Origin of the sequence: Prosthecobacter sp. (assembly GCF_044378005.1) — a bacterium.
Lineage (GTDB): Bacteria > Verrucomicrobiota > Verrucomicrobiia > Verrucomicrobiales > Verrucomicrobiaceae > Prosthecobacter.
The window spans coordinates 38,367-47,878 of sequence record NZ_JBILYB010000033.1 but is presented as its reverse complement, the minus strand read 5'-3'; the positions used below and the strand labels follow the sequence as shown (position 1 = coordinate 47,878).

Sequence of the window (9,512 nt, the reverse complement as noted above, 5' to 3'; positions counted from 1 at the left end):
CGTCTGCGCGGCTGTCGTCGCCTCGGCGTGATCGCCATGACCGGGGCGCACGAGGTCCATGACCTTGTGGTAGCCTTCCAGGCATAAAAAAGCACCGCCAGCCATGAGCAGCGGTGTGATGGCCCAGGGAGCGAAGAAGCTCAGCAGCAGGGCTCCGGGCAGCAGCAGGAGTAGTTTATTCTTCAGCGAGCCGACGGCGATCTTGGCAATGATCGGCAACTCCCGATCTGCGGTGAGGCCGACGACGTAGCGCGGTGTGACCGCCGCATCATCAATGACGATGCCCGCCGCCTTGCTGCCCGCTTTCGCCGCCTGCCCTGCAGCATCATCCAGCGAGGAGGCAGCCACCTTCGTGAGAGTGGCAAGATCATCCAGCAGTGCGATCCAGCCAGAGGTCATGGGCGGACTCCTTTCGAGAGACGGTGAGTGAAGTTGAGCATGAGTGGCATGGCGTTGCTTCCCTTTGTAAGACGGCTAGAGCGAAGCTCAAGTGTCGAGGCGTGACTCTTCGTCCGGGACAATCTGCTGGTCACCGACTGCGTTTGAGGCAAGATTTGAAACAGCTCAACGCAGCGCCTCCCTCTTCGCACCTCATGTGGCAGCAAAACATCAAAGCAATTCTGACGATCACCTTCCTGATCGGGGTTGGCATTTGGCTCCTGAGTTTCGGCTGGACCCAGGTCCAGACGGCTCAAAAACTCGAACAAAGCTCGGCGGTGGTAGAGGGGCGAGTCATCAGCAGTTCCACGAAAAAGGGTTCTAGAGGGGGGCAGTATTATGCCTTGGTCGTGGAGTACAAACCCGCCGATGACCCAGCGATCAGGAAAGAGTTTGATGTCGGCAGCTCCGACTACCAGGCGGCCAAAGAAACCGGCAAAGCCAGAGTGACTTATCTGCCTGAAGACCCGCAGGTCAGCCGCGTGACCGATTTCGAGATACTGCCCTTCCAAATTCTCCTAGGCCTCGGCGGACTCATGACGCTGGCTGGATTGTTTTGTGTCTCGCATCTGCTGATGAGTCGAGCGAAGGCGTAGCAGCACCGTCCATCTTCTTCATGCAAGGAATCGAGCACTCGGTAGTTTATCCATCAAGCTCACCCACTCACGCACCACCGTCATGCCCACACGCCGCCATTTTCTTCACACCGCCCTGGGGTTTGCCGCCCTGCCACAGTTCACGCGTGCGGCGGTTCCTGACGGAATCAGCCTCGGCTTCAGCTTGTATGGCATGAAGACGCTGTCATTGAGCGAGGCGCTGAAAACCTGTGCTGAGATTGGCTATGCGAATGTCGAGTTTGCCCTGAATGCGGGGTATCCCACGGAGCCGAAGGTCTTCACGGCGGAAGCGCGCAAGGAGGCGGCGCAGCAGCTCAGTACACTGAAATTGGACCTCCCCTGCCTGATGGTGAACCTCAGTCTCACGGCCGATGACAAGGCGCATGCCCAGGCCCTGCAAACGATCCGCGATGCGGCGCAAATGGCGCTCGATTTGAATCCGGCACGGCCTGCCATCATCGAGACGGTGCTCGGTGGCAAACCAGCGACCTGGGAGCAGCAGAAAGCTGGCATGGTCGAGCGACTGCAATCCTGGGCGGAGACAGCCGAGAAGGTGAAGACGACGATCACGATCAAAGCGCACGTCGGCAGTGCGGTGAACTCACCGGAGCGCCTGCTCTGGTTGCTGGAGCAGGTGAAGTCACCGGCCATTCAAGTGGCCTACGACTACAGCCACTTTGAACTGCAAGGCATCGACATGGAGGAAAGCATGAAGCTGCTGCTGCCGCGCACGAAGTTCATTCACGTCAAGGACTCGGTGGGCGAGCCTGGGAAATTCCAGTTCTTGCTGCCCGGCGAAGGCCGCACGGATTATGTGAAGTACTTCACCGCGCTGAAACAGCATGGTTACCAAGGCCCCGTCGTGGTGGAGGTCAGCGGGCAGATCTTCAACAAACCCGGCTATGAACCCATCGCCGCCGCGAAGCATTGCCACGCGGTCTTAGCCGGTGCTTTGGCGAAGGTGGCCTAAAGTCTCCTGCCTGTGGATCACCGTTTCGCCTGCCGCACGTTCGTCGGTGAGAGAGGCGAAGCCGCCGTCTTTGGTGGAGTAGGCGAGGATGTCGCCCGACTCGATGAGATAGATCCAAGCGTGAAGATTGAGTTCACCTCGCTGAAGCTTTATGGCGACGGAGGGTTGGGTTTGCAGGTTCTCGATCTGCATGAGCACATGCTAGCGGATGGCCACATCGAACAGTTCTTTGCCGGATAGGTGAGAGTAGTTTCCCTCCATGATGCGGCGGGTGGCCTCGGCGTGGTTCAACCAGCTTTTGACGAGCGGTAGTTTGGTCATCGTTTCTGGATTGAGCATGGCCTGGAGAGCTCCGCAGCCGCTGTGACCGCAGATGACGATGTCCTTCACGCCAAGCGCCGTCACGGCGTGCTCGATCGTTGCCGGTTCACCTCCGTTGGAGGCACCGTGGCAGGGCACAATGTTCCCCGCATTGCGAAGTGCAAACAGCGCACCGAGATCGGACTGGGTGATGATTGATGGATCAACGCGCGAGTCCGAGCAGCCGATGAAGAGCGTGCTGGGACTCTGCCCCGCCACGAGCTGCGAGTAGAAGTCTTTTTCACGTTTAAAGACCTGGGCGTGGAACTGGTGAATGCCGGAAAGTAGGCTGTTCATGAGGGTGCGGTGGAGAAAAGTGGAGAGCAATAACTGCGCCGATCATTCCCATGTGCGAGTGTTTGGCAAAGCGGCGCAGCCGAAGTGCCGCCGAATCTTGACACCTCCACGCTCCTCTCGGAAAGGCAGAGCCGTTCATGATCACCTATAATCCCAAAGACTGGTGGAAGCTCATCTTCGCGTTTCATCGCAGTGATTCGTTCCGTGTACTGTTGCCCGGCATGTTCGCCGTGGCCATCTACACCGCCGTGGTGGCCTACATCGAGAACGAACTCTTCCACGCCTCGTTCAAGAACACCACGCAGGTGCATTCGCTGGTGGGCTTTGTGCTCTCGATGCTGCTCATCTTCCGCACAAACACAGCCTACGAGCGCTGGTGGGAGGGACGGAAGTTGTGGGGCAGCTTCGTGAACAACTCGCGCAATCTGGCGCTGAAGCTGCACGCCTTTTTGCCAGTGGAAGCCGCTGGGGAAAAGCCCTTGTTCCGCGACTTGATCTGCAACTTCATCCTCGCCGCGAAGGAGCATCTCCGTGATGGGGTAAAGACGCAAAAGCTGGTGCCGCTGGGGTCTTATGATGCCGCCTACTACGCGCAAGGCAGTCATGTGCCGAACCAGATTCTGAAAGCCCTCTTCACCGAGATCAACCGCCTCTACACGAACCAGATCATCACAGGAGATCACCTCATTGTGTTGAACTCGGAGTTGCAATCCTTTGCCGATAATCTGGGCGCGTGCGAGCGCATCAAGCGCACACCCATCCCGTATTCATACAGCCTGTTCTTGAAGAAGATCATTTTCATCTATGTCTTCACCATGCCCATCGGCTTCGTGCTCGATTACAAGTACTGGGCCGTGCCCGTGGTGACTTTCGTCTTCTACGCCTTCGCCAGCATCGAGGTCATCGCCGAAGAGATCGAAGACCCCTTTGGCCGCGAGGCAAATGACCTGCCGCTTGATTCCATCAGCGACACGATCCGCGTGAATCTGCACGACATTCTGTAACGCAGGATGGGATCAGCGCCGTGACTGACCCGAACGATCCACGAGGTTCTCATAGATCTTACGCCGCTCGTCGAGGCCGAGACCCTTGTTGCGCAGGCCGAACATTTGTTTGTTGATGTCCTCACGCTGCGAGACGCTGAGACGCGAGAGCTTGGCCACCATCTCCGGCGGAGGCTGGCGGGGATAGCCGTCTGCATTGAAACCTTCTTTGAAGTTCACGGCGGCGTTTTTAGCCTCGGCGATCTGGGAGGTGCTCAAAGGCGGCAGGCTTTCGTTCGAGTTGCTGCTGCTGGAGCCTTTGCCGCCCGACGCTGATGGCGTGCGCTTGGTGGGCGGTTTTTGATAACGGACGGAGATGACCTGCCCGCCCGCGACCTGGATCTTGGCCGCCCAGGTCCGGGACTCGGCGGGATTGCCACTGACACCTACCAACTGCCATCCTTGAATGTTGGCGGTCTTGGAGACGACCTGTGACTGCATGGTTTCAGTGTCGAGCAGGGTGGCGAAGACATCGCCCTGAATATGTGCGACACCCGTGAGAATGATCGAGTCCGAAACACCCAGAGATCGCGTGAAGGGCGAGTTTGTGAACAGGGCTTCGAAGTTCGCTTCATTCACAGACTGAGGGATCGCACCATCATCGTCCGATGGCGGGGACTGCTGAGTCGTGTCAGCTCCGTGCATCGTGACAGCACCGAACAAAGCCATGAAGAAAATGCTTCGCGCAACTTTCATGACCTTCCTCCCAACGATATATGGCTGAATCTCATGGAGCCAAGTACGGTAGGAATTCGGAAGAACCATCACTACAGCTTCTGAAACTCCGACCAACCTTCCCAGGCGATGCGCTGGAGATCGGCGCGGTCTTTGTCGGAGAATTTGCGGGTGATGGGGTTGCCGTCGCGGTCCTTGGTCTTGTCGTTCCTTTCGCCTTCGAAATGGCGGGTGTCGGTGACGGAATCAATGGGCAGGCCGACGGGACTCTGACCGAAGATCGCGGCGTAAAGCGTGCAGGCGGTGAGATAGCTCATGGTCTGGTCAGATGGGCGTCATTGACGAAGCGCAGCGTCAGATCGGGCCGCTGGGTCTGGCAACGATGCGCCACGAGCGCCATTGGAGCGACCGCCGCATCGATCTTCTTCGCCACGGCGGCGATGGCGCGTTCCTTGGCGAGGATCGGCGCTGAATCGGGCGCGGAGGCCAGCGGTTTGTCGTTCTGCGTTGCTGGCGTGGTTTCATACAGGATCACTCGCGCACCTTGTGCTTTGGCCAGTTCGGTAAACTTCGGCGCATACTCGGCATAAGGTGTGGGATCGCCTTCCACATCATCGCGGTAAGACTGGAGCACGACGACATCCCAGCGCTGCCGGTTGCTTTCGATCTTCGGCAGCAACGCGCGGTGACGTGCGAGAGCACTCGGCATACCTGTCCTTCGGTTTTTCCGCAGCGGCCTTCTCCAGCGCCGAGATCGTAGCCTTCTCCTCGGCCTCGGTGAGCGTGGACTGTTTTACGACGTTTTGCGTGCCCAGTCGCCAGTGATCCTTGAGCGTGCTGCCACCATAAATGATTTTCGTGTGGTTGAACGCGAGCCCCGAATTGCCCGCCTCCGCCATCGCTTTCACCACAGTGGAGAGATTGTGTCTGGCGGTGAAGCTGTTGCCGATAAAGAGGACGTTCAGCGTCTTCTTTTCGGCCTCCGCGTTTGCGACGAATGAAATCGAGAGAAGCACGAAGAATACGAGCTGCTGGATGGTGCGTGTCATGGTCGGGTGAGTTGGGTATCGGGAGTTGTCGGGAGAAAGGCCTGGTTGCCATTCGCTTCACCGACAAACTCACCGCATTGCGTATGAGAACGCCTTTTTTTACATCTCCTCTCACCTCTTCATTCCTGTCACGGCAAAGACATCAGCAGACTTCAGCCAGTTTTCTGGGGCGGTCGCTTCGCGGCCTTTTCGAGATTTGGCATGGCTGAAAATCGAGGCTTGCCTTCCAGGCTGGAATTATTCCAAAATAAAAAAGTGCCCGTGACACACTAGACCCGAACCATAGCCCAAACATGTTTATGAAAATCCAGCACCTCATTCTCGCGGCGTTCATCGTCGTCACATCATCGACTACGGCACCCGCTGCCGAGCCCAAAAAGGCAGCGGCGGCAGAAACACCCAAGTCCGCTGCCAAGAAGGGCGAATCCAAGGCCAAACAAGACACCTATCCGCTCTATGGCAAGGTTGTGGCCATCACCTCGCGAACGCTCACTATCACTCGCAGCGAGGCGGCTGAAGCGGAGCAGAGCAAATACAATGTCAACGCCAGCACGGAGTATGTGGATGGTGACAAGCCTGCAACCATCGAAGCAGTAAAAGTCGGCTTATGGGTCGGTGGCTCGGTAAAAAAGGCGGAAGGCGACGGCAATGACACCGTGCTGAAGCTCAATGTCGGCGTGAAGCAGAAGTCCGCCAAGAAGGCCGGTAAAGCTCCGAAGAAAAAGACGGAAACCAAGCCGGACGCCAAGAAGAAAACTGAGTAGCTTTCACGGCACCAGCAGTTCCCTTTGAACGAGCGGCATGGAGAGATCCATGCCGCTCTTTTCAAATCCGTTGAAGCGTGTGACGGCGTGAACGTTGGATAAACAACTTTGACGCCAACGACTGCGCAACATCGTGTGATGTGATGGGTGTAGTGCTCCAAAAATGCGCTCCTCTCGGAGCGGGGATCATTTGGCCGGGTTTGGAATGGTCGTGCTATCCTTGGGAGGATTCCGCCCGATGAAGGGATGCTGCTCCAAGTCGAAGACCTGGCCGCTGATGGGGCCGCATTCATCCGCCAGCAGCCACGCGGCACAGGCGGCGATTTCTTCAGGCCAGAGGATGCGGCCCGCAGGCGCATAGACTTTCGGCAGATCGGCATACCAGTCCTCCTTGAGGCCGTGCTCACGTTTGCGCTTGGCTTCGTTCTCGGTGAGCACCCAGCCGGGGTTGATCTGATTCACGCGCACGCCGTCCTCGCGCATGAGCGTGTCGCCCAGATTGCGGGTGAGCGTCATGAGAGCGCCTTTCGAGACCGAATACGGCATCAGATTTGGCTCGCCACTCCAGGCGTTGACGCTGCCGATATTGATGACGCTGCCGTGTGTCTGACGCAGATGCGGGAGAGCCGCCCGAGTGATCAGGTAAGGCACGACGCAATTGATTTCGAGCATGCGGCGGAACCATTTCGCGTCCGTGTCGTGGATGTTACCGAGGCCAACCTGTGCGGCGTTGTTCACCACGGCGTCAAGTTTGCCAAAGGCGCTCACTGCCTTCTCGACAAGCACTTGCGGCGCATCTTCATCAGCGAGGTCTTTGAGCACGAGCACGGCCTTGTCCACTCCGAGTTCGGCGAGGGTTGCATTGCCAAGATCGGCTTCGAGTCCATGAATGAGCACTTTTGCACCTTCGGCGACACAACGTTTCGCGATGGCTTTACCGATGCCGGTGACGCTGCCGGTGATGAGGATAACTTTGTTTTCGAGTCGCATGGTTTGACGATAAAGAGTCGGCTGGATTTTCACCACGCCAAAGTGTGTGTGAAATGCGACTTCAACGCCTCGGTTGAATCCGATCTGGCACCTTGTCGTTGTCGTCATCGAAGGGCATCGCGTCATTGGAATCGATCACGTAGCTATCAGGCAAATGCTCACCGCGCTGCTTCTGCACGCGATGAAGATATTCGGCACACTCAGCACGGGTAAGCGGATAGGCATTCACTTTGGCATGAGCGAGCGTTTTGAAGGTGGGCAGCTTCAACGCAGCGAGCCAGCGATTGAGCGTGCCCCAAGTCACCGTCTCATTTGGCTGAAAAGTCGGCTGTTGAGGACCGAAATCGCCCCAGGAGATCATCGCTTCGATGAAGGCACGGTCCTCGGCATCCGCAGGCACATCAATGAAGCGCGGCTGCGCGGGAAACTCAGTCCAGTCCTTGCTTTCAGGCAGGGAGCGGATCAATCGCGACAAAGCGCCAGCCAACTCGCGACGTGTGACCACCTGGTCGGGCCTGAAAAAGACGTTGTCTGGGTCCGCGCGCCAGATGCCGGAGAGTGTGAGGTGATTTGCAGCTTCGAAGTGGGGCTCGTCCGCCTTCACATCATGCCAGGGCCAGATGAGCGTGCCATGGCGCAGCAGAGTGCGCTGCACTTCGCGGATGCGTTTCGGCGAAGCGGCGATCTCGCGCGGCTGGAGGCCATCTTTGAGCGACATCGCGGCCACGGTGCCGACCGCGCTCCCGACGTGCATCATCTGGCCGTGCAGACGCAGCGACGACTGAACCATGCTAGTGACGCCGATGTTTTTCGAGCAGCCGAGCAGCCCGTTCATCTTCACCGGCACGAGCCCGCGCAGCGGGAACATCGTGCGGTCGCTGTGCGCGTTCCAGTTGCGTGTGCCGAAGAATTTCGGCTGCCAGGGCTGCGCTGGATCATCCTCGCGATACTTCCGGCGAGTGGGGTGGAAGTCCATGTTGAACTGGTAGCCGAAGACACCATCGAACGGCATCGACTTTGCCCACAGCGGCTTTTCCACCTCGGTGCGCACATCTTGCTCACGCAGGATGTAGAGCGCCTCCAGCCGCAGACCTTCGCGGATGTAGGGCTTCGGTGGCAAGTGATCCGCAGTGCCGTAATCGTCCGCCAGCTTCATGTAGCGGAAGGATTGCGGGAAGTCGCCCACGCGATCATGCGCGGAGGTTTGCAGCCAATACACAAACTCCAGCGCCCGCTGCTTTGCGTCTTCAAACACGATGCGCCGCTGCGCAGGCGACATGGCGACGATGTTTTTCTTCGACGCTCCCGGTTCGTTTTGCTCCAAAGCCTCGACGACATGCTTCGGCAGCGTGCTGAGCGGGTAGTCCTGCGCGGGCCAGTTCAGGACGACGGCTTCGGTGCCCGGCGCGAGGCCGTTGTGATAGCGGTCGATCATGCGCCGATGCGTGTAAATGCACCAGCCCGCCATGTTATAAATGCCGCCGCTGCCGTCCCACTCCACCCACGGCGGAGCTTTCTGCCAGTCGGCAAACGAGAAGTCATCGTAGCGAGCGGGCTTCGGGATCGTGCTGTCCTTGCCAGCTTCACGAAGCAGTGGGCACCAGGAGATCGGATTCATTTCCAGATCACCACCGGGATCGAGTGACTCGGGAGCACTGGGTTCATTGAAGCGGCTTTTCAAATCCGGCCCTGCCATGTAAGCCGCACCGCTGAGTCGGATGATGTCTCCCCAGTCCGTGGAGTCGGCGGTGAGCTTCGCTTTGACCATCAGACTCGTCGGCCCCGTCTGACGGGTCCGGCCAAACTCCACACCAACTACTCTTCCGTCATCCACGAGCACTTTCGAAGGCTCCCAGCCTTTCAAGATGGTGATCTGCCCGTCATACGGAGCCAGCCATTCTTCAAAAATCTGCGCCGCCGCCTTCGGCTCAATGGTGTTGCTGCCGCACCAGCCGTTGCCGGGTTTCGCGAGGCCGTAAGTCTTGCGGTTATGCTGATGGATGCGCTCCAGGATTTCCGCGAAGGCACCGCTGGCCGGGTATTCGGCGCGTTTGCCATTCACGATGGTCCATTCGTCGATGGGGCCGATGCCCTGCGTACAAAACTGGCCGCCGAGCCAGTCGATGTCATTCACCAGCACGATGCGCTTCACCCCCAGCCGAGCGGCCTGGACCGCTGCGGCACAGCCAGATTCATCGCCGCCGACGATGAGTAGGTCGGTCTCAATGACCTCGGCAGCCGCCAGAAACGGCAAAAAGATGAAGGGTAAAAGAAGTGAGCGCATGAAGAGGGAGCAGAATACGGCGTTA

General features: G+C 58.3%; 13 protein-coding genes. 4 read left to right on the top strand and 9 right to left on the bottom strand.

The features are described from left to right. Positions 1–399: DUF808 family protein (locus AC6FTP_RS09250; protein WP_497206628.1), on the bottom strand; the 399-nt coding region annotated here is incomplete at its 3' end. A gap of 194 nt (positions 400–593) precedes the next feature. Here AC6FTP_RS09250 and AC6FTP_RS09245 point away from each other — a divergent pair. Then, positions 594–1,034 carry a DUF3592 domain-containing protein gene (locus tag AC6FTP_RS09245; protein ID WP_497206627.1) on the top strand — a complete coding sequence of 147 codons (441 nt, stop codon included), beginning with the start codon at positions 594–596 and terminating at the stop codon, positions 1,032–1,034. Positions 1,035–1,116: 82 nt separating this feature from the next. After that, the gene (locus AC6FTP_RS09240) at positions 1,117–2,025 is read left to right on the top strand and encodes a sugar phosphate isomerase/epimerase family protein (protein ID WP_497206626.1); all 909 of its coding nucleotides are present in this window, start codon (positions 1,117–1,119) and stop codon (positions 2,023–2,025) included. On the opposite strand, the gene AC6FTP_RS09235 is transcribed toward AC6FTP_RS09240, so the two are convergent. Together AC6FTP_RS09235 and AC6FTP_RS09230 are read right to left on the bottom strand one after the other, a co-directional pair. Further along, positions 1,996–2,217 (bottom strand): hypothetical protein, encoded by a 222-nt coding sequence (locus AC6FTP_RS09235; protein WP_497206625.1) that lies wholly within the window; start codon positions 2,215–2,217, stop codon positions 1,996–1,998. The two genes, AC6FTP_RS09240 and AC6FTP_RS09235, sit on opposite strands and share 30 nt — an antisense overlap. A 9-nt stretch (positions 2,218–2,226) precedes the next feature. After that, on the bottom strand, positions 2,227–2,682 hold the full coding sequence (locus AC6FTP_RS09230) for a carbonic anhydrase (protein WP_497206624.1): 456 nt from the start codon (positions 2,680–2,682) through the stop codon (positions 2,227–2,229). A 137-nt stretch (positions 2,683–2,819) separates the two neighbouring features. On the opposite strand from AC6FTP_RS09230, the gene AC6FTP_RS09225 reads away from it, so the two are divergent. Further along, positions 2,820–3,686, top strand: coding sequence for a bestrophin family protein (locus tag AC6FTP_RS09225; RefSeq protein ID WP_497206623.1), 867 nt, complete (start codon positions 2,820–2,822; stop codon positions 3,684–3,686). A 12-nt stretch (positions 3,687–3,698) separates the two neighbouring features. Here AC6FTP_RS09225 and AC6FTP_RS09220 read toward each other — a convergent pair whose 3' ends face one another. From AC6FTP_RS09220 to AC6FTP_RS09205, 4 genes are all read right to left on the bottom strand, one after another. Beyond that, a complete protein-coding gene (locus AC6FTP_RS09220) occupies positions 3,699–4,421 on the bottom strand; it encodes a hypothetical protein (RefSeq protein ID WP_497206622.1) in 723 nt (240 codons plus the stop codon). Positions 4,422–4,492: 71 nt separating this feature from the next. Further along, positions 4,493–4,717: a hypothetical protein gene (locus tag AC6FTP_RS09215; protein WP_497206621.1), complete on the bottom strand. Its 225-nt coding sequence runs from the start codon at positions 4,715–4,717 to the stop codon at positions 4,493–4,495. After that, positions 4,714–5,034, bottom strand: a complete 321-nt coding sequence (locus tag AC6FTP_RS09210; RefSeq protein WP_497206620.1) for a hypothetical protein — start codon at positions 5,032–5,034, stop codon at positions 4,714–4,716. Before AC6FTP_RS09210 ends, AC6FTP_RS09215 begins: the two co-directional genes overlap by 4 nt. Next, the gene (locus AC6FTP_RS09205; RefSeq protein WP_497206619.1) at positions 5,012–5,449 is read right to left on the bottom strand and encodes a hypothetical protein; all 438 of its coding nucleotides are present in this window, start codon (positions 5,447–5,449) and stop codon (positions 5,012–5,014) included. The genes AC6FTP_RS09210 and AC6FTP_RS09205 overlap by 23 nt, the downstream gene beginning before the upstream one ends. Positions 5,450–5,748: 299 nt before the next feature. Here AC6FTP_RS09205 and AC6FTP_RS09200 point away from each other — a divergent pair, with 299 nt between their 5' ends. Next, positions 5,749–6,213 (top strand): hypothetical protein, encoded by a 465-nt coding sequence (locus AC6FTP_RS09200; RefSeq protein ID WP_497206618.1) that lies wholly within the window; start codon positions 5,749–5,751, stop codon positions 6,211–6,213. Between the two features lie 186 nt (positions 6,214–6,399). Here the strand turns inward: AC6FTP_RS09200 and AC6FTP_RS09195 are convergent, their stop codons facing one another. Beyond that, positions 6,400–7,203, bottom strand: a complete 804-nt coding sequence (locus AC6FTP_RS09195; RefSeq protein ID WP_497206617.1) for an SDR family NAD(P)-dependent oxidoreductase — start codon at positions 7,201–7,203, stop codon at positions 6,400–6,402. A 61-nt stretch (positions 7,204–7,264) separates the two neighbouring features. Then, positions 7,265–9,487, bottom strand: a complete 2,223-nt coding sequence (locus AC6FTP_RS09190; protein WP_497206616.1) for an FAD-dependent oxidoreductase — start codon at positions 9,485–9,487, stop codon at positions 7,265–7,267. Between the last annotated feature and the right edge of the window lie 25 nt (positions 9,488–9,512).